The organism is Isosphaeraceae bacterium EP7 (assembly GCA_038400315.1).
Classification (GTDB): domain Bacteria; phylum Planctomycetota; class Planctomycetia; order Isosphaerales; family Isosphaeraceae; genus EP7.
Window position 1 is genome coordinate 214,281 of record CP151667.1, and the last position, 23,504, is coordinate 237,784.

At 66.4% G+C, this 23,504-nt stretch carries 16 protein-coding genes; 7 read left to right on the plus strand and 9 right to left on the minus strand.

Annotation, left to right across the window (positions count from 1 at the left end; genetic code table 11):
- Positions 1–28: 28 nt before the first annotated feature.
- On the minus strand, positions 29–445 hold the full coding sequence (locus EP7_RS00860) for an SRPBCC family protein (RefSeq protein ID WP_463525656.1): 417 nt from the start codon (positions 443–445) through the stop codon (positions 29–31).
- A gap of 782 nt (positions 446–1,227) precedes the next feature.
- Between EP7_RS00860 and EP7_RS00865 the strand changes: the two genes are divergently transcribed.
- Both EP7_RS00865 and EP7_RS00870 read left to right on the plus strand, forming a co-directional pair.
- A complete protein-coding gene (locus EP7_RS00865; protein WP_463525657.1) occupies positions 1,228–2,241 on the plus strand; it encodes a DUF1559 family PulG-like putative transporter in 1,014 nt (337 codons plus the stop codon).
- A gap of 82 nt (positions 2,242–2,323) precedes the next feature.
- Positions 2,324–2,491, plus strand: a complete 168-nt coding sequence (locus EP7_RS00870) for a hypothetical protein (protein WP_463525658.1) — start codon at positions 2,324–2,326, stop codon at positions 2,489–2,491.
- An 88-nt stretch (positions 2,492–2,579) separates the two neighbouring features.
- Here the strand turns inward: EP7_RS00870 and EP7_RS00875 are convergent, their stop codons facing one another.
- The gene (locus EP7_RS00875) at positions 2,580–3,632 is read right to left on the minus strand and encodes a prenyltransferase/squalene oxidase repeat-containing protein (RefSeq protein ID WP_463525659.1); all 1,053 of its coding nucleotides are present in this window, start codon (positions 3,630–3,632) and stop codon (positions 2,580–2,582) included.
- 673 nt (positions 3,633–4,305) lie between these two features.
- Here EP7_RS00875 and EP7_RS00880 point away from each other — a divergent pair.
- Entirely contained in the window at positions 4,306–4,722 is a 417-nt protein-coding gene (locus tag EP7_RS00880; protein ID WP_463525660.1) for a DUF5946 family protein, read from the plus strand.
- Between the two features lie 117 nt (positions 4,723–4,839).
- Here the strand turns inward: EP7_RS00880 and EP7_RS00885 are convergent, their stop codons facing one another.
- Positions 4,840–5,241, minus strand: coding sequence for a hypothetical protein (locus tag EP7_RS00885; RefSeq protein ID WP_463525661.1), 402 nt, complete (start codon positions 5,239–5,241; stop codon positions 4,840–4,842).
- Between the two features lie 348 nt (positions 5,242–5,589).
- On the opposite strand from EP7_RS00885, the gene EP7_RS00890 reads away from it, so the two are divergent.
- A complete protein-coding gene (locus EP7_RS00890) occupies positions 5,590–7,053 on the plus strand; it encodes a tetratricopeptide repeat protein (RefSeq protein WP_463525662.1) in 1,464 nt (487 codons plus the stop codon).
- A gap of 62 nt (positions 7,054–7,115) precedes the next feature.
- On the opposite strand, the gene EP7_RS00895 is transcribed toward EP7_RS00890, so the two are convergent.
- The 4 genes from EP7_RS00895 to EP7_RS00910 all read right to left on the minus strand — a co-directional run bounded on the left by EP7_RS00895 (position 7,116) and on the right by EP7_RS00910 (position 13,346).
- Positions 7,116–7,334, minus strand: coding sequence for a hypothetical protein (locus tag EP7_RS00895; protein ID WP_463525663.1), 219 nt, complete (start codon positions 7,332–7,334; stop codon positions 7,116–7,118).
- Between the two features lie 103 nt (positions 7,335–7,437).
- Positions 7,438–7,770 (minus strand): hypothetical protein, encoded by a 333-nt coding sequence (locus tag EP7_RS00900; protein WP_463525664.1) that lies wholly within the window; start codon positions 7,768–7,770, stop codon positions 7,438–7,440.
- A 1,282-nt stretch (positions 7,771–9,052) separates the two neighbouring features.
- Positions 9,053–11,842 (minus strand): tetratricopeptide repeat protein, encoded by a 2,790-nt coding sequence (locus EP7_RS00905; RefSeq protein WP_463525665.1) that lies wholly within the window; start codon positions 11,840–11,842, stop codon positions 9,053–9,055.
- Between the two features lie 145 nt (positions 11,843–11,987).
- Positions 11,988–13,346, minus strand: a complete 1,359-nt coding sequence (locus tag EP7_RS00910; protein ID WP_463525666.1) for a glycosyltransferase — start codon at positions 13,344–13,346, stop codon at positions 11,988–11,990.
- A 642-nt stretch (positions 13,347–13,988) separates the two neighbouring features.
- On the opposite strand from EP7_RS00910, the gene EP7_RS00915 reads away from it, so the two are divergent.
- Positions 13,989–17,492 (plus strand): serine/threonine-protein kinase, encoded by a 3,504-nt coding sequence (locus tag EP7_RS00915; RefSeq protein ID WP_463525667.1) that lies wholly within the window; start codon positions 13,989–13,991, stop codon positions 17,490–17,492.
- Between the two features lie 162 nt (positions 17,493–17,654).
- Here the strand turns inward: EP7_RS00915 and EP7_RS00920 are convergent, their stop codons facing one another.
- A complete protein-coding gene (locus tag EP7_RS00920) occupies positions 17,655–18,029 on the minus strand; it encodes a winged helix-turn-helix transcriptional regulator (protein WP_463525668.1) in 375 nt (124 codons plus the stop codon).
- A 168-nt stretch (positions 18,030–18,197) separates the two neighbouring features.
- Between EP7_RS00920 and EP7_RS00925 the strand changes: the two genes are divergently transcribed.
- Entirely contained in the window at positions 18,198–18,950 is a 753-nt protein-coding gene (locus EP7_RS00925) for an SDR family NAD(P)-dependent oxidoreductase (RefSeq protein WP_463525669.1), read from the plus strand.
- A gap of 15 nt (positions 18,951–18,965) precedes the next feature.
- Here the strand turns inward: EP7_RS00925 and EP7_RS00930 are convergent, their stop codons facing one another.
- Positions 18,966–20,279: a DUF4832 domain-containing protein gene (locus EP7_RS00930; protein ID WP_463525670.1), complete on the minus strand. Its 1,314-nt coding sequence runs from the start codon at positions 20,277–20,279 to the stop codon at positions 18,966–18,968.
- Positions 20,280–20,500: 221 nt separating this feature from the next.
- Between EP7_RS00930 and EP7_RS00935 the strand changes: the two genes are divergently transcribed.
- Entirely contained in the window at positions 20,501–23,344 is a 2,844-nt protein-coding gene (locus tag EP7_RS00935) for a sigma-70 family RNA polymerase sigma factor (protein WP_463525671.1), read from the plus strand.
- Positions 23,345–23,504 lie beyond the last annotated feature (160 nt).

A 23,504-nucleotide genomic window follows, 5' to 3' on the forward strand; every position in this document is an offset into this window, starting at 1 on the left:
GTTCCGGGCGGGGATCGGGCGGGACGTCCTATTGGACTTCGGCAGTCAGCCGGTCGAGGTTCTGCTCGTTCGCGGGTTCGATGATGTGGCGGATCGCATTCGCCACGGAATCGTCGTCGAATGCCTGCTCCCACGCCACGAGCGTGCCGGCGGGGTCGTCATGCAGGGTGACCGTGAGTTGAAACTGGGGCAGCGAGACGTGGCGGATGACGATTTCGCCGTCCGGGACGATCGAGACGAACAGGGATTCATTGGGATAGGTCTTCCCATCGGGCCCGTGCATGGAGAAGACCCACCGGCCGCCCGGCCTGAACTCGAAGGTCTCGAATGTGTTTGTGAAACCATCGGGGCCCCACCATCGGGCGAGTCGATCGGGGTCCTGGAACGCGGCAAAGACGGCGCTCGGGGTGGCGTGTAACGCTCGCTTTGTCGAGAACGTTGTCATCCGTGGCTCCTTGAGGGCGGCATCTGGCCGAGCAATTCTGCAGCCCGGCGGTCGGATTGCAACGTCCCCGCACTTCCGAGTCGCGGGAGACGTCGCCGTTTTCTGCATCGGACGTCGTAGACGGGAACCGGGGGCGAATCCTCCAGAGGCCGAGTGCGGCCTCGGGTTGCGAACGCCCGGCCCGCAAGGCCTTTTCTTCTTCGGAACGGCCCGCGGAGCGACATGACCGAAACCGGTGAGGATGACGCGAAATTCGGCCTCCACGGGCCGCATTTCGCCCACGAAGGGCTTTGCCGGGTGCCATGCTCTCGCACCGCCTGAGCGAGAAATGGGCGTCAATCGTAGCCCGGGGCCGCCATCGTATTCGGGATGCAATCGTTGGCCGTCGGGCATCTCTCCACCGACCGAGACGCGGCTTCTCCGGATCGGCCGCATTCATGCTTATGATTCGCGAGGGCATGGAGACTGGGGGATATCCGGTCGAGTTGGTTGTCTCTGAAGGAATTCGGAAATCGTCCGGAATTCTGTGTTGAACCTGATTGAAAAGTGCTATTGATGGCAGGATCGAGGAGACGGGCGTTGATGTCCGGACTCGGTTCATTTCTCGCGGCGGTGGAAGATTAGGGGTCGGGTCGGGCGTTGGTCGCCTCTGGCGGTCGAGTGCCTCGCTGCGCATCGGGGTCGTGGATGTTCGGAAGTCGCGAGAACGATGGGCGGCGCGCGAGGCATTCGTGATCGAGGCCGGGGGCGGGCAAGCCCGAGGTTTTCGGAGAGACACGCCGATGCAAATCTTGAAGTTGCGGTCGCCCGGGCGTCGGGTCCGCGGATTCACGCTGATCGAGCTGCTGGTCGTCATCTCCATCATCGCGGTGCTGATCGCGCTCTTATTGCCCGCGGTGCAGAGCGCCCGCGAGGCGGCCCGGCGGATGCAGTGCACCAACAATCTGAAGCAAATCGGGCTGGCGATGCACAACTATCACAGCTCGCAGGACGCGTTCCCGATCGGCCGGACCGGGCTCGGATTCTCCTATCCCAACTGCCCGAACGCGAACAGGCGCACCTGGGCCTTCTCGATCCTGCCGTACCTGGAGCAGGCGAATGTCTTCCAGACGATCAACTTCACCCTCAACTTCTACGAGTGGGAGAACGCCACCGTGATGAGGGTGAGGATCGGCGCCTTCAACTGCCCGTCCGACCCGGGGGCCACGATCACGCTGTCGGCGAGCACCCCGCAGACGATCCGCTCCAACGGCAACTACATGGTCAACTGGGGCAACACCAACTGGTATCAGGACATGGTCGTCTCGGGCGTCGCCACGAATCCGTTCTCGACCCCCGAGCAGCCCCTGCTCGTCCAGTATCAGGCCGCACCGTTCACCGCGAACAAGGCGAACGGGATCAGCTCGATGGTCGACGGCACGTCCAACACGGTGATGATGAGCGAGGTCATTTGCTGCCAGCCCAAGGGCGACCTGAACTCGGACACCGACCATCGCGGCGACATCTGGAACGACGACCAGAACTGCTCGGCCTTCAACACCTTCACCGCGCCCAACTCGTTGATTCCCGACTACGTGCCGGGCTATTGCGTGGGCAAGGACCTGAAGCCGAGCAACCCGCATTGCCTGAACAAGGACCCGGGCTACACCGCCGCCCGCAGCTATCACCCGGGCGGCGTGAGCACCCTGCTCTGCGACGGCAGCGTGCGGTTCATCAAGAGCACGATCTCCCTGCAAACCTGGCGTGCGATCGGCAGCATGTCGGGCGGCGAGACGGTCTCCTCCGATTCCTACTGAGCGGGCGCGTTCGGTCCCGAAAGGCTCGGCATCGGAACCGAAAACGCCCGGTTCCGGCCATCATCCGCGGAGTTGATTCGAGATGAGCAAGCGTCCCATGATCGTCCGCCTCGGTCTGCTCGCCCTCCTCGGCCTCGTCGGCTGCAACTCGGAGCCCCCCCCGCCTCCGGTCGAGCCGCCGACCGACGCCGGGCCGCCCACGAAGAAGTATCCCGAGGGGATGGAGCCGGCGTCGAAGAGGATCAGGTGAGATAAGGACGCGTGAATGCGGGGGACGTGGGCGGCCCGCCTCGTCGAGGCGTCGGTCCCCGCTTCCCTCGCATTCACGCGGTCGGGCGTCAGGGCGTCTTCGGCGCGATCTTCGAGAGGCCGAGGGCGGCCCATGAGCTGGCGCCGCAGGTGATCGGGGTCAGTAGCTTCGCCGATCCGCCGGTCTTGCCGTCGGGCGAGGATCGCGAGGTCATCGGCCAGCTCCCATCCGCCGCCTGGGTGGCGACCAGGAAGTCGACGGCGCGCCTGATCTCGGGGCGTTCGGCCGTGAGGCCGGCGAGCGCGAGGGCGTACAGGGTCTGGCCGGTGGCGAAGGCGTCGCTCTTCGACTGGGTGGTCTGGCTCCAGCCGCCGTCGGGGCGTTGCATGGCGAGCAGCCCGTCGATGGTGGGCTGCATCGCGTCGAGGGGCTTGCCGGCGCGGGCCTCCAGCAAGAGCCTCAGGACCTTCTCCTGATGGTTTTCGGGCAGCCCGGCGCCGGCCAGCCAGGCGGCCCCTTTCTCGAGTGCCAGGCGGCTCGACTCCGCCGCGTCTGGCCCCGTCTCGCCCTGCAAGGCCATCAGGATCCAGGCGGCGTCGGTGGCCTGGTTCTCGTTCATCGGCGGCCGGCTGAGGAAGAACTCCCAGGAGCCGTCGGCCTGCTGCTTCTCGACGATCACGGCCGCGATCCGCTTCAGGCTTTGTTTCTGCCCCTCTTCGAGCGAGGGCAAGGACCGCGCGGCGACGGCCAGGAAGACCGTGCCCATGTTCACGGCCCTGCCGAGCGGTCGCGGGTCGGGCGGTGTATCCGGGCCGCTCGCGAGCCCCGAGGCGATCATCTTCTCCGGGCTCCCCAGCGTCGCCTCGGTCATCTCGGTCAGGAATTTGTCGTCGATCGAATACCCCTGCCGCCTGGCCTCGCTGAGCGCCCAGAAGGCCATCCCCGCGTGATGGCAGGAGGCGCATTTGCGAGTGTTCATCCAGGCGGCGCTCTCGGTTTGCAGATAACCGATGGCGCGGTCGACCGCCTGCTCGACCTGCGGCGGGGTTGCCTGGGGAGCCGGGGCGGGGTCGTCGGCGAGGGCGAGCCTTGAGAGGCAAAGGGCCAGGGCGAAGGCCGCGAGCCTGGATGTGCGAGTCATCGCTTGAGCTCCTTGGGAGAGAACAAGGGTCGGAGGCCGGACGCGGGTGGATCTGACGCCGCCGGTCGGGCGTGGGCGGGCCGTGTGGCCGCCGGTGCAGTCGAGGCGGGCGGCGGTCTGGTCGATGCGGTGTTTTCGGTGGGGGGGGGCTGGTGTCTCGTGGGATTTCAGGCCTTCGTGGCCGGACTGGAGCAAGGGTCCAGTCTTGGAGGGTCGGTCGTTATTCGCCGGGGAGGCGTCTGGATCGCGGGAACTCTGGATTTCGCGTGCCTACTCGCTGAGGGTAGGAATGTGGGAGCATCCCTTCTGACGCAACACCGAGGATAACACAGCCGGTTCTTGTGTGTGAGCCGTCCGGGAGGCGTCAGCGACCGGAGGGTCAGTTGGCGACGGTGATTCAGCCGCTTCGGGCGCGAGAGAGGACGACGAGGGACACCGACTCAAATCCAATCCGATCTGTTTAGGGTGCCAATCAATCCGCACCTGTTATATCCTCCATCCTGTCGAGTTGTTTGCGGTGATTCTCTCTTTTCCCGGACTTCATCGACGGGATGCGGCCAGGCCGAGCAGCGGATCAGCATCGGCCTGAATTCGTGATTGGTTCACCCCGTTCAAAAGCCGGGTGAGGGCCAGGGATGCGAGCCAGACGCCCATTTGGGGAGGCCCCGCCGCCATGTCATCCGAGGAGAGTGCCTACCACGAGTTGTGCTGCTACACCCTCGCCCACGGCGCCTTGACGTTCATCCACCAGCATGTCGTCGATGCGTTCGCCGCGCAGGTCGCCGATGGGCACGATAAGCCGATCCGATTAACCTTCGCGCTCGTCGGCCTCTACCTCCACGTGGAGCGGGGCTACTCTGGCAGGCAGGTCCAACTCGCGCACATGGCACTCGCGCGCCGGAAGCGGGCCTGGCCGGTCTTCCCGCTGCCCCCCGATCGCGGTCGGATCACCGCCGCCGATGTGCTCGCCGTGCCCGAGGGGCCGAGCCGGGACGAGATGATCCACGAGTGGTGCGCCTGCGTCTGGGGGGAGTTCCGCGCGAGCCGGCAGGCCGTGGAGGATCTCCTCAAGGAAAGCAAAGTCTTATGACGAAACTGGACTTTCCGTGACTTGGTGCATCCGGATTGGGTGCGCGGGCCTTGCAGCCCTGGATGCGAAACGGATGGCATGACGACGAGGTTTCCCTTCGACGTCTACGGCCCTCGATCAGTCGTCGATCGTGGTGTTCGTCGCCGGGGGCTCATGCCAGGGTTCACCGTGCTCCTCAAGGATGCGTTGATCGAGTAACGCCTCGATCCCATCAACGCCGATCATGGCACGCTCGGCCAGGAATTCCCGATGCAGTTCGGGAAGCGCCTCGATCGCCGCTTGGTCGCTCCCGTAGACGTGCAGGAGAATGCGCGTCCAGTGCCACGCGGGGTTCGAAATCAGGAAGCGCAACTCGACCCAGCGCATCCAGCCGTCGAGCGGCTTTTCGGCGTGACCGAGGTCCCTCAACGCGTCGCAGTATCCGTCGAGGTAGTGGCTCACTGCGCGGATGGAGCAATTGCCGACATAGATCGCCGGGCGCTCCGCGATGGAGTGGAGCAAGGCCTGGAAGTCGGGCATGGCACGCCGGCTCCGAACGAGTCTTGATTGGATGGGGCCGGCCCGACCGGGGCGATGGCGGTTACCAACCGCACATTATGCGATTTTCCTCCTCGCCGCTCGCAAGGTACGACGGGAAAATTGGGACGTCGGCGAGTTGATGCCCTGCCCCGCGGGCTACTCGGGTTTACAGGACCCCACCGTTCCCTCGAAAACCTGGGCAGTACCCTGAAAGCGTGGGCGCGGCGGAGGCGGCGGGGTCGTAGCCGTTGAGCGGGCATTCGCGGGGGTGGGACGTTTGACTCATCGCTCAGGGGTCGAATATCTTTGGGGGACGGATTGAGCCATCCTCGAGGATTTGAGGCGACGATGAAGACCACGATGAGGTCGCTCCCGGCCGCCTTTCTGGCGATGGCCAAAGCCGGAATGGCGTACGCCCTGGCGACCGATCCCTTGATCGGCAAGCGAGTCTTCACGCAATTCGACGCGGACCTCATGAAGGGCCCCAGGGCCTTGGACGACGAGGGCCGCGCGAACACCTTGATCATCCCCGCCAAGGATCAGCGAGGGGCTCGCGTCTATCGGGTCAAGAAAGCCAAGTCCGACTGGTTCTTGCTGCAGGATGAGAGCAGCGGGATCAGCGGCTGGGTGCAGCGCGTGTCCATCCTGCCCTATGACCAGGCCATCGATTTCTACACCGAACAAATTCGGATCAGTAAAATCTCTTGCCATTACGGATGGAGAGCGCTGGTTAGGATAGAAATGGGCGAGTTCGACGAGGCAATCACCGACCTTAACGAGGCGATCCGGCTCGATCCCGAGGATGTTACGGCCTATCACATCCGGGGCCTCGCATGGTCCGAGACGCAGGACTACGACAAGGCGATTGTCGACTTGAACGAGGCGATCCGGCTCAGTCCGGAGGATGCCTCGGTCTACATCGCTCGGGGTTCCGCCTGGGTTGACAAGACGGATTACGAGAAGGCGATCGCCGACTACAATGAGGCGATCCGGCTCGACCCCGAGCATGTTTCGGCTTACCAAAACCGGGGCCTCGCATGGTCCGAGACGCAGGACTACGACAAGGCGATTGTCGACTTTAACCAGGCGATCCGGCTCGACCCGAAGAGTGCCTCGACCTATCTAAACCGGGGCCTCGCCTATGTCGGCAAGCTGGATTACGACAAGGCGATCGCTGACTACGGCCAGGCCATCCGGCTCGACCCGAAAATGGCCTTGGCCTATAGCGCTCGGGGTTTCGCCCGCGACGCGAAGCGGGAATGGGACGAGTCGATCGCCGACTACAGCGTGGCGATCCGGCTCGATCCGACGAGTGTTTTGGCCTACCACAACCGGGGCCTCGTCTGGGCCGAGACGCAGGACTACGACAAGGCGATCGCCGACTTCGGTGAGGCAATCCGGCTCGATCCGGAGGATGCCGCAGCCTATTGCGCCCGGGGTTCCGCCTGGGCTGACACGATGGATTACGAGAAGGCGATCGCCGATTACGACGAGGCGATCCGGCTCGATCCCGGGAGGGCCTGGCATCACAGCGCTCGGGCCGGGTTGTGGGCCGCTTGCCCCGATGAGAAATTGCGGGACGGGACGCGGGCTGTCGAGTCGGCGACACGTGGCTGCGAGTTGAGCGATTGGAACGACGCGAATCCGCTCAGTATCCTAGCCGCGTCTTACGCCGAGGCCGGGGGATTCGACAAGGCGGTCGAGTGGCAGGAGAGGGCGATCGCGCTCAATGGGGATCGGGACAACAAGGACATATGGGTGGAACATCTCGGACTCTACCGGGAGGAGAAGCCGCTTCGGTTTGGCGAGTGATCGGTCGGGGGCCCCACTGATCGTCGCAGCGGAGACGGCCCCCGTTTCGGCTCGGGTGACGATCAGAGTTCGAGGTTCGAGCCCCCCTTTGATGCTCGCTGTTTCAGTACGAGGTACAGGCCCCCGAGGGCGAGCACCGAGATCAAGAAGGATTTCGACGTCTCCCCCTGCTGGAACTGATTCTCGAATGTCGTGTGTGTGATTGAAAAGCCGATCAGAAGTCCCGCGATCGCAGCCAACAAGATGAAGGACAACCGCAGAGCAAACCGATCGATTGCCATGATGAACGCTCGTTATTTATGGGAAATTGGTGCTGGTCTCGGATCAAAGGACCAAAACGTTTGGACAACTGACCCGCCTGGACGGGGCATGATCTTTGATCGCTTACCAGTCGGCAGGATAGCTCGCGATCACCGAGTACACCATGTTGGCAAGGGCCAGAAAAGTGAAGATGCACAACACGGTCTCCCGGATTCGAGTCCTGCTTCGCTCCGGATCTAATAAGTTTTGAATGATGCGAAATGGTAACGATACGGCGATAAGGGTTAAGATTCCTCCGACAATGAGTGCGGCGGCGATCATCATAATGAGATCAGGGTGGGATGCCCCCCACAGTCGCCACGCTCGCACGAATTGTAGAGCGGAAATCAGACCCCAAGCAAGTAAGCTGACGATCAGCCATCGTCGGTTCATCCGTTTATCTTCGCTGATTTCCATGTTCGCTTCTTATGATTTCGATAAGTTCGATGGCCTGATTCTTTTGCGCAGTTGCGACAAGAGGTGTGATTGACCTCGGCGTCAGCACAATTGCCCCGCAACTGATTGCATGGCATCGCCCACGCATCAAGTTTTGGCGAAATCTGACTGACGGTTTAGTGCTTCAGGACTGGGCGTGGCCCAGCGACAAGGTAATCCGTCGGGATTGTCATCACTTCGGGGTTTCCGTCGTCGAGAGTCCCAAACCAGACCCCGGTGTGATCTTCCATACCATCAGGTTCGAGATCCTTGCCGGTGAGAATGACAACCCCGACTCGAAGATTTACTAAGACAAAATCGCCCCTTTGGAACATGGCACTCGATCCCTTCGAAGACGGGTGTAATCGACCCGATCATGAGCACTCTTGACCCTCCGCATCTTGCGTGCAGTCATCTACGCAAAATCGATCTCTTTTCAATATACCTAAGGGTTACCCATCCAGTGAAATAGAAGAGGAGCAGAGCCAAGGAGAAGCTAAACGGACTGAAGTCGGTTCCCTGATGCCTGCCCGACATTGTTTGACGGACTTGGAAAGAAAGCACTGCAACCGCACAGGCTAGCGGAAATATGAAGAGCCAGCCGAACATCAACAATCGCAAGGATCACCTCCCGGTCTGCGTGTAATCGACCATTACAGAAGCGAGTTAGGAACTCCTGTATAGCACCCTCTCAATGATGGTGCCGATCATCGCACCCATCAAAGGGACGAACACCAGCCGTGCTCCCAAACCCTGTTCGGGTACCATGTGGTTACTCTGGGCGAGATAGACGATTAGCACACCTGCGAATGTTCCATTCAAGCCGTAGTTCGGTCGTTTCATGAATTGCGTTCAGAGGCGAGGTCTTGGGGTGTCATTGACCACAACGTCAGCAGATCGGATCGGCCTCCAAATGCATGGCTGCGTGCGATGAAAAGCCCCTGCCGTTTTGTCACTTCGCATTTATCTTGATAAAAGAATAGGTGTTGTGGATGTGGGTATCGGGGTAATTGGCACGGAATGCGATCGGGATCAAGGCGAGGGTGACCGCTGCAACCACGACCAAGATCATCAACGTGCGGACACGGAATCGAGTCGGGCCCATGGGTTGGATCTCTGCATTGTTTAAGTTAAAATAAGTAAAAGAATGATATTTTCTGGAAATATCGCATGGGCACTGGCTCCGAAGTGCTGGAGGTCATTGACCACAACGTCGGACGCGAGGGATCGCCGGCTCAACGGTCTCGGTCGACGAAGAAACGCACTAATCGAGGCGTTTGAGGCGTGCGGCGGCCTCGGTGATGCGTTGCTTGCGGTGGGCGGGGAGCCTGGATTCGCGGGCCTTCAGGCCTTCGTGGCCGGACTGGAGCAAGGGGCGGGTGGCGGGTCGGTCGTTGCGGGAGAGGAGGCATTCGCCGAGGAGGCTCTGGTTGTCGAAGCGGTTCCAGTCATCGGGACGCTTGGTTTCCCAGATGGCGAGGGCTTCGCGGAGGAGGGGCTCGGCCTCGGCGGGTTTGCCTTCTTGCATCAGGGTTCGTGCCAGGGCGGAGAGGGTCAGGGCGACGTCGGGGTGGCCGGCTCCCAGGGCGGTTTTGCGCGCTTCGAGGACCTCGCGGAGCAAGGGCTCGGCCCGTGCGGCCTCGGCGCGTTCCAGGTAGGCGACCGCCAGGTCGAAGCGGGTGGTGAGGGTGCTGGGATGGGCGGCGCCCAGCTTGGCGACTCGGGCTTGCTGGGTCCGCTCGAAGAGTTCGATGGCGCGGTCGAGCTGGCCGACGGCCTGGTAGGCCAGGGCGAGGTTGTTGCGGCTGGTGAGTGTGCTGGGATGGTCGTCGCCGAGCTTCGAGGCGCGGGCGGCCTGGGTCTGCTCCAGCAGGGTGATGGCGCGGTCGACCTGGCCGACGGCGAGGTAGGCGGGCCCGAGGTTGTTGCGGGTGAGGAGGGTGAACGGGTGGTCGACCCCGATGCTGGCCGTCTGCGCGGCCAGGGTGCTCTCGAAGAGGGGGATGGCGCGGTCCCAGTGGCCCGACTCGCGGTAGGCCATGGCGAGGTTGTTGCAGGTGAGCAGGGTGTCGGCGTGGTCGGCCCCGAGCGAGGCGGTGCGGCCGGCCAGGGCGCGTTCGAAGAGGGGGATGGCGCGGTCCCACTGGCCGTCGTCGCGGTAGGTGAGGGCCAGGTTGTTCAGGATCAGGAGGGTGTCGGGGTGGTCGCTTCCGAGCCTGGCCGACTCGACGGCGAGGGTTCGCTCGAGGAGGGGGATGGCGCGGTCCCAGCGGCCGGCGTCGCGGTAGGCGAGGGCGAGCTTGATGCGGGCGGCGACGGTGTCCGGGTGGTCGTCTCCCATCCTGGAGATGCGCAGGTCGAGAGCCCGCTCGTGCTGCTTGACGGCCAGGGCGGGCTCTCCCAGGTCGTGGTAGGTGGTGCCGAGCACGCCGCGGATGGAGGCCTCGACGTTGGGCTGCTGGCGGAAGGCTTCGGCGATCTTGGGGGTGGCGGCGTCGACGGCCCTGCGGAGGGTGACGTCCTTGCCGAGGCCGCCCCCCTGCCCTTCCGGGCGCGCGGCGGCGAGGATCTGGTCCTGGAAGAAGCTGAGGACGGCGAGCGCCTCGGCCTCGGAGCGCCTGGCCTTCTCGCGCTCGACGAGCGCCCGGCCCTCGGCGCGGGTGGCGGCGATCGCCTGCCAGGTGCTGAAGACGGCGCCGAGGACGAGCAGCGCGAAGAAGGCCGACGCGGTGGCCAGCGCCCAGCGGTACTTGCTGGTGAACTTGCGGATCCGGTAGCGGGCCGACGGCGGGCAGGCCTCGACGGGCTCGTCGTCGAGGAAGTTCTGGATGTCCCTGGCCAGGCTGTTGGGGGTCTCGTACCGACGCGAGCGGTCCTTCTCCAGGGCCTTCATCACGATCCAGTCGAGCTCGCCGCGGACGGCCTGCGCGAGCCTGGCCGGCTCGGAGTTGCGGCGCTCGGAGATGGGGCCGAGCGCCTCCGCGGACTCGGTCAGCCGGGTGCTCGGCCTGGGCGGCTCCTCTTCCTTGATGCGCCTGAGAATCTCGATGTAGCCGGAGTCTCCGCGGCCCAGCGGGGTGCCGCCGGTGAGGAGCTCGTAGAGCAGGACGCCCAGCGAGTAGATGTCGCTGCGGGTGTCGACGCCCTGCGGGCTCATCTCGGCCTGCTCGGGGCTCATGTATTCGAGCGTGCCGACGATCGACCCGTACTCGGTGACATCGGCCTGGTCATCGGCCCGCGTGTCGGTGGCCTTGGCGATGCCGAAGTCGATGACCTTGGGGACCGGCTCGCCGTCGTAGAGGGTGACCATCACGTTGGACGGCTTGATGTCGCGGTGGATCAGGCCCTTCTGGTGGGCGTGCTGGATGGCGTGGCAGACGGGGGCGAAGAGGGCGAGGCGTTCCCTGAGGCCGAGCCTGGCGTCGTCGGCGTAGTCAGTGATGGGGACGCCGTGGACCAGCTCCATGACGAAGAAGGGGCGTCCGCTGTCGGTGGTCCCGGCGTCGAGCACGCGGGCGATGTTCGGGTGGTCCATCAGCGCCACGGCCTGGCGCTCGGCCTCGAACCGGGCGATGACCGCGTCGCTGTCCATGCCCGGCTTGATGATCTTGAGGGCGACCCGCCGGCGCACGGGCTCCTCCTGGTCGGCCATGTACACGGCCCCCATGCCCCCCTCGCCGAGCTTCTGCACGAGCGTGTAGGGGCCGATCCGGGAGCCCGGCCCTTCGGAGCCCCCGGGCCGCCGGTCCGGGCGGGTGGCCGCCGCGGCCGGGGGGTCGCCCGGCCCGTCCCGGACGGTGGGGCGATAGTCGAGGGTGCCGTCGGCCTCGATCGCCCGGGGCGATCCGGCCGGGCCCTCGATGATCGTCTCGGCGACCTGACCGGGGGTGGCCGCCGGGGCGGCTTCCGTGGCCCGCAGGAGCAGCTCGACCCGGTGCCTCAGCGCGGGATCGGCGGCGCACTCGCGGTCGAGGGCGGCCGAGCGCTGCTTCGGGTCGCGGTGCGTGGCCGCCATCAGGAACAACGCGTGGGCGCGGTCCGGTTCGCCCGTCATCGGCGCGATCCTCTCGGCGAGCGGCAGTCAGGCGAGGCGTGACCGGCTCCGGTCACCTCGGGCGGATCAGAGTCTCCTCATAGGATAGCCCCCCCGGGGACGCCTGTCCATTGGGCTTCGGGACGTGGGCACGCACGTCCCGGCCTCAGAGTTCGGAGCTCGCGTGCTCCAGGACCTCGAGCGGCCGCGGCAGCGAGTTCGCGTAGGCCCTGCTGCCCGCGAAGCGGATGACTTCGTCCTGCGCCGTGGCGGGCTCGGAGCGGATGAGGTCGCTGCGGTGGCGGAAGACCTCGGTGTCGGAGAAGTGCGAGCCCAGGTCGTCGCACCGGCCCATGATCCGGGCGAGGCGTGGGCGGTCGGCGTCGAGGCCCGCGACGGTCGAGGCCAGGGCGTCGACGTCGTCGAGCGGGACGAGGAGCTGGCCGGCCTGCTCCTCGAGGAGGTCGGCCGCGTAGTGGCTCGTGTAGCCGACGATGGGGGTGCCGGCGACGAGTGCCTCGATGAGGCAGCGGGGCGACTCGGGGGTCTTGTGGCAGAAGAGAAAGAGGTCCGAGGCGCGCAGGGCCTTGAGGATCTCCTCGCGGTCGGAGACGAAGCCGCGGAACTCGACGAGGTCGGCCAGGCCGAGGGCGTCGACTTGCTGCTTCATGTCGGGCAGCATCGGCCCGTCGCCCAGCCAGGTGGCCTTGTAGGCGACGCCGCGGTCGCGGAGGTTCGCCAGGGTGCGGACCCAGTCTAAGGGCCCTTTCATCGCGGTGGCCCGGCCCGCGTAGGTGATTCGCAGGGGCAGGCCCATCCGGGCGCGGGCGAGCTTCTCGGCGAGCTCGGCGCCGGGGATCCTGTCCTCGGCCCCGAGGTGGATGTCGTGCACCAGGTGGGGCGACCGGCAGTGCGGGGCGTACGCCTCGTAGCAGTCCCGGCCGTGGAAGAGCCCGAGCGCGGACCTGGAGATGACGTGATGCTCCAGCGCCTTCATCAGCGGCGAGATGACCAGCCGATTCTTCAAGCCCCGATAGATCCGCTTCAGCCCGCGGCTGTCGAGGTGCTGGCCCAGGGTGACCTTGTGCTCGACGCGGTCGGTCCAAACGGAGAAGCCGCGGCCCTGGCGGTCGGCCTCGAGCGCGGCGACCGCGGCCCAGTCGCCGAAGAGGCCGCCGATAGCGAAGCTGAGGTAGCCCGACCGGCGGATCAGGCCGGCCAGCTGCGTGCGGGTCTGCCGATACTGGGACGCGAACGACCTGAGCGTGTAGGCCCCGGGCAACTCGACCGCGTCGATGTGCCCCGGATTCACGACCGAGTCGAGCGGCAAGTAACGCTCGCTGGCGGAATCGCCGACGGGCATCGGCGCGACCGGGCAGGCCGCGACGACCCGACCGAAGTGGTCGGCCCATCGCCTCAGCCCGTTGCAGGCCTGCGCCTCCAGGAACAGACGGCCCTGGAGGTCGCGGCGGAATGGGATGGGCAGGACCAGCAGAATCGAATCGCCGGGATCGGGGGACGACATCGCTGCCTCCGAGCAATCGGGCCCGACATCGGGACCATTGATTGATACTTATGTTCAAAGGGGGCATATCATCGCCCGCTCGAATCAAACCTAGTACCCGTCCTCGGAGCTGACCGGCGCCTGCGTGGATTTGCGCCCCGATGATGCGGTTTTGCACCATGAAGAGATTCGGTCTCTCGGCGAGCCTCTCGCGCACCCCGGACTGAGGATTCGTGTGCTATCTAAAGCGGCTTTGGCCCGCCTGGAGCCTGTCGCCCGACATCAAGTTGTGCCGCGCAATCTCGACACGACGTGCAGACCGGTCGACGCATCTGCTGGCCGCGGATCGCTGACGAGCGCAGGGGCGCGGTCCTCTCGAGGCTTGCCGTCGCAGACGGTCGGGGGCGCCTCGGCCCAGTTATTGCGAGCCATGCCGCAGGAAGGTATCCCACAGATCGGTGCAGGATTATCCTAAGCCGATGACCACCTGTCCGGAGCGGGCGGAGCCCGACCCTGTCGGCTCCTGGCTCGGACGAAACCGTGGTGAGTCCGATGCGCCCTTTCTGCCCCCACTGCCAGGGCCCCATCGAGACGGCCGAGCCGGCGACATCCGGAGCGGTCCGTTGTCCCTCGTGCGGCCGGGAGCTTTCGCTGGAGGGAGGATTGACGGAGGACTTCCAGCAGGCGGGGGGCCCCAGGCCGGCCGCCGGCGCCGAGGTCCCTCGGAGATTGGCCCACTACGAGGTCCTCAGGCCGCTGGGTCGCGGCGGCATGAGTGAGGTCTTCCTCGCCCGCGACACGCGACTTGGGCGTGAGGTGGCCATCAAGATGCTGCCCGAAGCCTTCGCGGGCGATCAGCGGGCCCTGGAGCGACTCCGCCGCGAGGCCCGCACGGCCTCGGCATTGAACCACCCCCACATCGGCACGATCCACGAACTCGGCGAGGACGGCGGCCGACCGTTCGTCGTGATGGAGCGGGTCGAAGGGCGGACCTTCGACGAGGTCATCGCGGAGGGCCCCAACCCCGACGCGGCCGCCCGGCTCGGGCGGCAAGTCGCCGAGGCGCTGGCCGCGGCGCACGCGGCAGGGCTGGTCCATCGCGACATCAAGCCCTCAAACCTGATGGTCCGCGGCGACGGCTACGCCAAGGTCCTCGACTTCGGATTGGCCCGGTCGGCCGGCCCGGCGGTCGAAGACAGCTTCGCCGACGACGCGGGCCCGACGGCGAAGGGGAGGCTCGTGGGCACGCCCCGCTACATGGCCCCCGAGCAGGCGCTGGGCGAACCGACCACGACCGCGGCGGACGTCTTCTCCTTGGGGCTGGTCCTCTACGAGTTGGCGGCCGGGCGGCCCCCGTTCCCGGTCGACTCGATCGCGGCCTCCCTGAGGGCGGTGATCTCCGAGCCGATCCCCCCCCCCTCGCGGTTCAACCCGGCGATCCCCGCGCCGCTGGAAGCGCTGATCCTGCGAATGCTCTGGCGCGACCACCGCCTGAGGCCTTCGGCCGCCGAGGTCGCAGGGGCCCTGGGGGCGGTGACGCCCCACCGGTTCGATCGCCGCCTGATCGGACGTGAGGAGGAACTCGACGAATTGCTCGGTACGCGTCGTCTGATCGGCCGTGAGCAGGAACTGGGCGAACTGCTCGGCGCGCTGAGGGGGGCCGAGTCGGGCCGCGGCAGGATCATCGGTGTCGCCGGCGAGGCGGGCATCGGCAAGACCGCGCTCGTCGAATCCTTCCTGGCCAGGGTCCTGGCCGGCCCCGGCGCGCCGCTCGTCGCCCGGGGCGGCTGCTCCGAGCGCCTGGCCGGGGCCGAGGCGTACCTGCCGATCCAGGAAGCCCTGGGGAGCCTGCTCCGCGAGCCCGACCGCGGGCGGACCATCGACATCCTGCGCCGCGTCGCGACGACCTGGTCGATCCAGGTCGTGCCCCTGTCGGTCGACGACTCCGGGTACGCGCGGCTCGCCAACGAAGCCCACGCCTCGTCCCAGGAGAGGCTGAAGCGCGAGTTCGTCGCCCTCGTGCGGGAGCTGTCGCGTGCCCGGCCCTTGGTCCTGTTCCTCGACGACGTCCACTGGGCCGACGTCTCGACGGTCGATTTGCTGTTCTACCTCGGTGGCCGGATCGGCTCGCTGCCGTTGCTGGTGCTGGCGACCTATCGCCCCTCGGACCTGGCGTTGGCCGGTCACCCGTTCGTCTCCGTCAAGCAAGAGCTCCAGAGCAAGGGGGACTTCCACGAGCTCGGCCTGCCCTTCCTCGGCCGCGCGGCGATCGAGCTCTACCTGGCGGAGGCGTTCCCCGAGCATCGCCTCCCGGCCGATTTCGTCGACCTGATCCACGCCAAGACCGAGGGCAACCCGCTGTTCCTGGTCGGTCTGGTGCGCGACCTGCGGGAGCGGGGCGTGATCGCCCAGGACGGGGGCCGCTGGTCGCTCGTCGGATCGGTCACCGAGCTGGCCCGCGTCCTGCCCGAGTCGCTCACCGGGCTGATCCGGCGGAAGGTCGATCGGCTCGACGAGCCCGAGCGTCGCCTCCTCGTGGCGGCCAGCGTCCAGGGGGCCGAGTTCGACGCGGCCGTCGTGGCGCGGGCCCTGGGGCTCGACGCCATCGACGTCGAGGAGCGGCTGGAGGCCCTGGAGCACGCCCATGGCCTGGTCCGCGAGCTGGCGGAGCGCGAGTTCCCCGACCGGACGCTGACGCTCCATTACGGCTTCGTGCACGTGCTCTACCAGAACGCCCTGTACGCCACGCTCAAGCCCACCCGGCGGGTCGCGTTGAGCCGGGCCGTGGCCGAGGCGCTGCTGGGTTTCCACGGGGAGCGATCGCAGGACGTGGCCGCCGAGCTGGCCTTGCTCCTGGAGGCGGCGCGGGATTTCGCGCGGGCCGCCGACTACTTCCTGCTCGCGGCCCAGAACGCCGTCCGCGTCTCCGCCAATCAGGAGGCCGTCGTGCTCGCACGCAGGGGGCTGGAGATGCTCCCGATGTCGCCGGATTCTCCCAGGCGTGCCCACCAGGAACTCTCCCTTCAAATCACCCTCGGCACTCCCCTGAAGGCCATCAAAGGCTGGATGGCCCCCGAGGTCGAGAGGGCCTATCGGCGTGCCCTTAAGCTGTGCGGCCAGGTGGGAGAAACGCCGGATCTCGGCCCGGCACTCTGGGGACTCTGGCACTTCCATATCGGACGTGGGGAGATACCGATCGCGCGGAACCTGGGGGAGCAGCTCCTCAGCTTGGGCCGACGCGTGCACGACCCGTCGCTGATCCTGCAGGCTCATCACGCCCTGGGACCCACCGATCTGGTCGCCGGTGATTGGGCGTCAGCCATGACACACCTCGACCTGAGCGTCTCCCTCTACGACCCTCAGCGGCACCGCGCGCACGCCTTCCTCTACGGCGGCCATGACCCGTGCGTGTGCTGCCAGAGCCTTGCGGCCTGGTGCTTGTGGATGCTCGGCTACCCCGATCAGGCCTTGCGGAGTAGCCGCGAGGCCCTGGCGCTGGCACAGACGTTATCCCACCCCACGAGCCTGGCTCATGCGCGGCAACAGGTCGGCATTTTTCATCAGTTTTGCCGGGATCTGCCCGAGACCTGGGAGCAGGCCGAGGCATGCCAACGACTCGCCGCCGAGCAGGGGATTCCCTTCTACGCGGCGACAGCGTCGGTCCTGCGGGGCTGGGCGCTGGCCGAACGAGGGCAAGTTGAGGAAGGGCTTGCATTGATCCGCCAGGGGCTGGCGGGTTCGGCCATGAGCCCGCTCTTCTGGCGCGTCTATTTCCGTGCCCTGCTGGCCGAGGTGTGTGGCAAAGCTGGCAAGGTCGAGGAGGGGATGGCCACGCTGGATGAGGCGCAGCGGGCGGCCGATGACAAGGGGATCGGATTCTACGAGCCGGAGCTGCACCGGCTCAGGGGAGTGCTGCTGCTGGATCGCGGCCCGGAGAGTTCGTCGGACGCCGAAGCCTGTTTCCGTCAGGCCACCGCGATCGCACGCCGTCAGGGGGCGAAATCCCTGGAGCTGCGCGCCGTCATGAGCCTGAGCCGCCTGCTCCGGGATCAAGGCAAGCAAGACGAAGCCCGCCCGATGCTCGCGGAGATCTTCGGCTGGTTCACGGAGGGGTTCGACACGGCGGACCTGCGAGAAGCGAAGGACCTCTTGCAAGCGGTCTCGTGAGCGTTGGTCTCGAGTCTTCAAGGGCCGGCGGCCGGAGCCAGGTCGCGAAGTCGCCGCGGCGACTTCGCGACGCCAGAAGATCCCCGGCCTCTCCGTCCCGTGCTCGGCCAGAGACTGCACGCGGCACAACCTCATGTCGGGCGACATGACCATCCCGCCCGATCACGCGGGATGCTGGGCCGTCTCGCCCTGTTCGGCACCGGCGAAGGCCTTGACGGACTCGATGCGGCTCATGTGGAGGGACCCCCACTCGCAGAGGGGCCTGAGGGCCAGCGAGAGGGAGACGCCGAACGGAGTCAGGGCGTACTCCACGCGGGGTGGGATCTGCTTGAAGTCGGTCCTGGAGACGATCCCGTCGGCCTCCATCTCGCGCAGCTGCTGGATCAGCATCTTCTCGCTGATGCCGACGACGAGCCTGCGCAGCTCGCCGAACCGACGGGTGGCGGGGGCCAGGTGGTAGAGCACGAGGACCTTCCACTTGCCGCCGATGATGTCCAGGGCGGCCTCGAGGCCGCAGTTGTAGTGGGCCTTGCTCATCGAATGGGGCCTCGGGTGGGGCGAGCGGGCGATACTTACTTTAAGGTTAGTACTTGTTGGAAGGAAAGCAAGCCCTAGTATTCCCGAGTCTGGCCTCCGGCGTGGCGGGGGCCGAGCCCGGTCGCGGGTTGATCTGTTCGTGGTCGCGTCAAGGAAACGGGGGCAATCATGGGTAAGCTCGACGGCAAGGTGGCGGTGATCACGGGCGGGAGCAGCGGAATTGGCCTGGCGACGGCCGTGCGGTTCGTCGCGGAGGGGGCCTCGGTCTTCATCACGGGGCGAAGGCAGGAGGAGCTGGACGCGGCCGTGAAGGTGGTGGGCGGCGGGGCCGTGGGCGTGCAGGGGGACGTCTCGAACCTGGCCGACCTGGACCGGCTTTATGAGGAAGTTGCCCGGCGTGCGGGACGTGTCGACATCGTGTTCGCCAACGCGGGGCTGGGCGAGTTCTCGCCGCTGGGGTCGATCACCGAGGCCCATTTCGACAAGGCGTTCGGCATCAACGTGCGCGGGCTCCTGTTCACGGTGCAGAAGGCCTTGCCTCTGATGACGGCGGGCGGGTCGATCATCCTGAACGCCTCGATCGTGTCGTCCAAGGGGTTCGAGGCGTTCAGCGTCTACAGCGCGACCAAGGCGGCGGTCCGTTCGTTCGCCCGGACTTGGTCGGTGGACCTGAAGGGGCGGAACATCCGCGTGAACGTGGTGAGCCCCGGCATGGTCCCGACACCGGGCTACGAGAATTCGCTGGGGATGTCCAAAGATCAGGTCGACGAGTTCACCGCCGCCTCGCTCCCGAACATCCCGCTGGGGCGCGTCGGCTTGCCCGACGAGATCGCCAGGGCGGTCTCGTTCCTGGCATCGGAGGAGAGCAGCTTCATCACGGGGATCGAGCTGTTCGTGGACGGCGGGATGGCGCAAATCTGAGCCATCGAGGATATGTCAGGGGGCTGGGCTCACCTCGATCGTCGAGAGCACGGCCCGGCCCCCTTCGACGGGCAGGTCGTTGGCGAACCGGACGTCGGGCTTGCCGGCGAGGGGGCTGATGATCCCCAGCGCGAGCCTGTAGCGACCGGGCGGGACGTCGACGATTGTGGATTCTTCGATCTTGAATGCGCCTGGGAGCCAGGTGCGGATGTCGGCCTTCAGCGGCAGTGTGGCGACGACCTTGCCCGCGTCGTCGAGCAGGGCCACGTCGACCGGCCAGGGGTAATAGAAGGGGGCGACCCCTTCGTTCTCGCCCTCGATCGCGAGCGGGAGCTTGCCGCCGCGCTCGACCCGGCCGGGGTGGCGGATCTCGGTCAGGCGGAACTGGTAGCCGAGCTTGCGGACGAGGGCCTCAGAGTTCTTGCGGAATTCGGGCGCCTGCGTCCGGTCCTGCGCGGGGGAGTAGGGGCCGACCCAGGAGAAGTGGGCCCGCTCGGCCATCGTCATGGACTGGTCGAACCCCTTGCCGAGCCAGTCCCGCGCGTGGCCCGGGACCATCTCGCCGCCGACGGGGGCCACCTTCCAGTTGTCCGACCGGCCTGCGCGGCGGATCTTGGCGAGGAAGGAATAGTCGTGGCCGTCGTCGGTGTCCTCGGGGAACATGTCATCATGGAACCCGAGCCAGGGCTGCGTGCCCGCGGGCTCGTCGGCGGTGCGTGCCATGAGGAGCTTGTTGGGGAAGGCCTCGCGGTACGCCTGGATCACCTTCCGGCGGGTTTCCGGCTTGGGGAAGAGTTCGTCGTGGGGCCAGGTGTGCCACTCGCCCCAGAAGCCGATCAGGCCGAGCTGAAGGAACCCGACGCGCGGGTCGGAGTCGTAGCGGCGGCCCATGGCGGCGATGAGCCTGAGCATGGCGTCGACCATCCGGGGGTCGTCGTAGTCGGGCGAGAGGCCGCCGCCGTGTTCGGTGTACGGGGTGAGCTTCACCCCCTTGTCCTTGAGCCAGCCTGGCAGGCCCGAGGGCCGTCTCGGATAGTCGGCATGAATGCGCAAGACGACGTGCTTGCCGACGACGGCCGGCGATTGCCATGACTTACGCTCCCACTCCTCGAACGCGTATCGCCCCTCCTCGGGCTCCAGGTCCTTCCAGGAGGCGTCGAGGTAGACCATCGTATAAGGCTGGCGCACGGCGCCTCGGGCGTAGGGGCACCACCCTTTCAGGGGGTTGTCGAGCGGGCCCGGAGCCGCCGCGGGCCGGACGACGATGTCTTCGGCGTGGGCCGCTGGGCTTAGCAAGGCGACGAGCAAGGCGATCCATCGGGCCCGCATGGGGAAGGTCTCCTGTACCTAGATGTTGTGAGGACGTGGCCGATGGCGGGGGAGCGCGGGCGGCCCTCGATCATGGCGGTTCTCCGCCTGGAATTCCAGCGAGCGTCCCGGCCGCTGCGCATTCCGTGCCGGTCCCGAGAAACTTGAAAGCGCCGGCGTACCTCCGGGCACTCTTCCCTGTCACCATGGGGTGAGTGACGTGACGCAAGGAGGGGCCTGGGATGGTCGGCAGATCGCGTGATGGATACGTCAGGTCGATGGCGACCTTGCTGGATTCGGGGGCCCTGGGTGCCCTGTCGGACGCTCAGTTGCTGGGCCGGTTCCTGGATCGAGGTGGGGCCTCGGCCGAGCCCGCGTTCGAGGCCCTGGTCGAGCGGCACGGGCCGATGGTGCACCGGGTTTGCCGCGGGATCGTGGGCCAGGGCGCCGACGCCGATGACGCATTCCAGGCGACATTCCTGATCCTCGCCTGTCGCGCCGCGACGGTTCGCCATCGCGATTCGCTGGATGGCTGGCTCTTCGGCGTGGCCCGCAGGGTCTCGCGCCGTGCCCGCTCCGACGCCGCTCGTAGGAGAGCCCGCGAGAATGAGGCCGCCGCGCGTTCGGCCGGCGACACTGCCCCGGGAGGCACCGAGCGTGACTTCGGCTGGCTGATCGACGAGGTGCACAGGCTGCCGTCGAAGTATCGCGAGGTGGTCCTCCTCTGCGACCTGCAAGGCCTGACCTACGAGGCCGCCGCCGCTCGATTGGGTTGCCCGCTGGGCACCGTCAGCATCCGCCTGAAGCGGGCCCGCGAGCGGCTGCGTGCCCGGCTCGAACGCCGTGGAATTCTGGACCCCGCCGGCCTGCTCGTCGCGGCGGGAGGCCCGCCGGCGGCTCTGATGGCGGGCGCGGTCAAGTCCTCCGTCCGGTTCGCGGCCGCCGGGATGCTGGCCGCGCGTTTCGCCCCGAGTTCCGCGGCCCTGCTGGCTCGTGAGGTCCTCATTCTTATGAACATGGCTCGACTCAAGATCGCCCTCGTCTGGCTGATCCCCCTGGCGATCGGGGCGGGAGTGTTGGCCTGGCAAAACGCCGACGCAAAGCCCGCCAGACCCGAGGCGCGACAAACCGCCGTGCGAGTCGTCAAGCGGAGGCAAGCCCCTCCCGCACCGACGAAGCAGGTGGAAGCCGCCTACAAGATGGTCGGCTCGGTGCGGGTCGAGGGGACGGGCGAGCCTGTCGCGGGGGCGAAGGTGAGCGTGAAGATGGGAGGTCTGTACCGGGAGAATCTGGTCTCCGGCCAAAGCGGTGCCGATGGCCAGTTCGCCGTCGATCTGCCGCGTGGCAACATCATGCCCTTATCGCTGCGACCGCCGCCCGGGTACTGGTTGCCCTCGCCGCAGAAGAATTCGGAGCTCATCGCAGTTTCATCTACCAATCCCGTGTTTATTGCACTTTCGCCCACCAAGCCCTTGCATCGGAAGGACTACGTGGTGCGGCGTGGGACCGTCTGGGAATTCCATATGGCAGCGCGACCCGTCCCAGGGCCGATTGCGGGGGGCTCCGCCGCCAATGTCGAGGGCTCCGAGTTCTGGCCAATTGTGGGTGAAGTCGATGCGAAGGGGCGCGTGCTCCAGACGTTGCCCACCGAGGGGGGAAAGGCCATGGTGACGCTCGCCCTGTCGTGGTCCGTTCCCGAGTCCGCCCACATCGAGATTGAATGGGCGACGGGCTTCTGCCCCGATGCGGTCAGGGCGGTTGCCGAGGTTGGCGACAAGCCGGGCCACTTCCGCTTGACCGACGCGTCCGGGAAGGAGGCAACCGTGTCGGCGGCCGGGTTGGCCAGGCCCACCCTCGAAGGGGGCAGGCTGAGTGTTCAGGTCAATCTCCCCACCACCGAGCACGTCGCGATGGGTGAACTCGCCGGCCGGGTCGTGGACACCTCGGGCAAACCCATCGAGGGGGCTCGCGTCGATCTGGTCCTCGTCAAAAAGACCGGGGAAAGTTGGATGTCGGACAACGCCGCTCACACCGCGAAGACCGACCGGGACGGGGGTTACGTGATCGGCTCGATCCCGAAGAAGCATTTCTTGACGAACGAACTCACCTCGGCCTCCATCGTCGTGACGAAAGAAGGGTTTGCCGGTGTCGATTTTCCGACGTTCCCCTTCGATCCGCCGGCGGGCCGCCGCTTATCGGTCGAGTCGATCCTGCTGGAGCCCGAGGCCACGGTGCGCGGGAGGGTGGTCGGTTCCGATGGCAGCCCACTGGTCGGGGCCTGGATCGAGGGGTGGGAATCGTATGCGGATCGCCTCCAATTCACGAGGACGGACGACTCGGGTCGGTTCACGGCCCGAGGCCTCAAGAAAGGGATGGTGGATCTTCGTGTCACCTATGGCGATTTCGATTCCACAGGCAAGTACCTGGCCGAGCCTGATGGAGTGGGCGAGGAGGTTGTGATCACGATGAAGCCTTTGCCCGAGACTCCCTTCACGCTTACGGGAGTCATAAACGTCGGCAAGGCGACTCCGCCGCTGGCGGTCGGAACGCCGGCGCCGGAATGGGCGGCGGAGGGCTGGTCCGACGGCAAGGCTCGGACGCTGGCCGATTACCGTGGCAAGGTGGTCGTGCTCGACTTCTGGGGTCGCTGGTGCAGGGGCTGCATCGAGCAGTTGAAGGCGATGGAGACGCTGCGCCAGAAATATGAGCCCAAGGGCGTCGTGTTCATCACGCTGCACACGCCGGGCGACACGGAGTCGATGGTCCGCCAGGTGCTTGAGCATTGCGGCGCATCGCTCGTCTTCGGGTTCGACGCCGGCCGCAAGGAGAACGAACCGGGGCTCGACAAGAGCGGCGTGACGGCCGAGCGTTACGGGGTTCGCGGCTACCCGACGGTGGTGGTCATCGACCGCGACGGGAAAATTGCGATGAATGGATCCGACGTGAGCGAGATGCCGAAGCTTGAGGCGTTGACGGTGGAGATGGGGCTCGACCCCAAGACCATCGAGGAGGCCGACGCCTGGCGCGTGCTCACGCGATTCTTCGACGAGGCCATCGCCCGCGTGGTGGACCAGGCCCGCCCCTGAGATGGATCGATGGCAGGCGCACTGCGCAGACCCGATGCCCGGTCATTTTCAAGGGAATTGGCGGCCCTTGATTTGCCCCATGGTCTGACGCAACCCGGGGCGAGGGTGGCCCCGGGTTGCGAGGTTGGTCGCCGTCAACTTGACGCATTCGAATACGCAT

What these genes read in the sequence shown, in the direction of transcription:
- EP7_RS00860 (WP_463525656.1), bottom strand. Translation starts at nt 445, where the DNA reads ATGACAACGTTCTCGACAAAGCGAGCGTTACACGCCACCCCGAGCGCC.
- EP7_RS00865 (WP_463525657.1), top strand. Translation starts at nt 1,228, where the DNA reads ATGCAAATCTTGAAGTTGCGGTCGCCCGGGCGTCGGGTCCGCGGATTC.
- EP7_RS00870 (WP_463525658.1), top strand. Translation starts at nt 2,324, where the DNA reads ATGAGCAAGCGTCCCATGATCGTCCGCCTCGGTCTGCTCGCCCTCCTC.
- EP7_RS00875 (WP_463525659.1), bottom strand. Translation starts at nt 3,632, where the DNA reads ATGACTCGCACATCCAGGCTCGCGGCCTTCGCCCTGGCCCTTTGCCTC.
- EP7_RS00880 (WP_463525660.1), top strand. Translation starts at nt 4,306, where the DNA reads ATGTCATCCGAGGAGAGTGCCTACCACGAGTTGTGCTGCTACACCCTC.
- EP7_RS00885 (WP_463525661.1), bottom strand. Translation starts at nt 5,241, where the DNA reads ATGCCCGACTTCCAGGCCTTGCTCCACTCCATCGCGGAGCGCCCGGCG.
- EP7_RS00890 (WP_463525662.1), top strand. Translation starts at nt 5,590, where the DNA reads ATGAAGACCACGATGAGGTCGCTCCCGGCCGCCTTTCTGGCGATGGCC.
- EP7_RS00895 (WP_463525663.1), bottom strand. Translation starts at nt 7,334, where the DNA reads ATGGCAATCGATCGGTTTGCTCTGCGGTTGTCCTTCATCTTGTTGGCT.
- EP7_RS00900 (WP_463525664.1), bottom strand. Translation starts at nt 7,770, where the DNA reads ATGGAAATCAGCGAAGATAAACGGATGAACCGACGATGGCTGATCGTC.
- EP7_RS00905 (WP_463525665.1), bottom strand. Translation starts at nt 11,842, where the DNA reads ATGACGGGCGAACCGGACCGCGCCCACGCGTTGTTCCTGATGGCGGCC.
- EP7_RS00910 (WP_463525666.1), bottom strand. Translation starts at nt 13,346, where the DNA reads ATGTCGTCCCCCGATCCCGGCGATTCGATTCTGCTGGTCCTGCCCATC.
- EP7_RS00920 (WP_463525668.1), bottom strand. Translation starts at nt 18,029, where the DNA reads ATGAGCAAGGCCCACTACAACTGCGGCCTCGAGGCCGCCCTGGACATC.
- EP7_RS00925 (WP_463525669.1), top strand. Translation starts at nt 18,198, where the DNA reads ATGGGTAAGCTCGACGGCAAGGTGGCGGTGATCACGGGCGGGAGCAGC.
- EP7_RS00930 (WP_463525670.1), bottom strand. Translation starts at nt 20,279, where the DNA reads ATGCGGGCCCGATGGATCGCCTTGCTCGTCGCCTTGCTAAGCCCAGCG.
- EP7_RS00935 (WP_463525671.1), top strand. Translation starts at nt 20,501, where the DNA reads ATGGTCGGCAGATCGCGTGATGGATACGTCAGGTCGATGGCGACCTTG.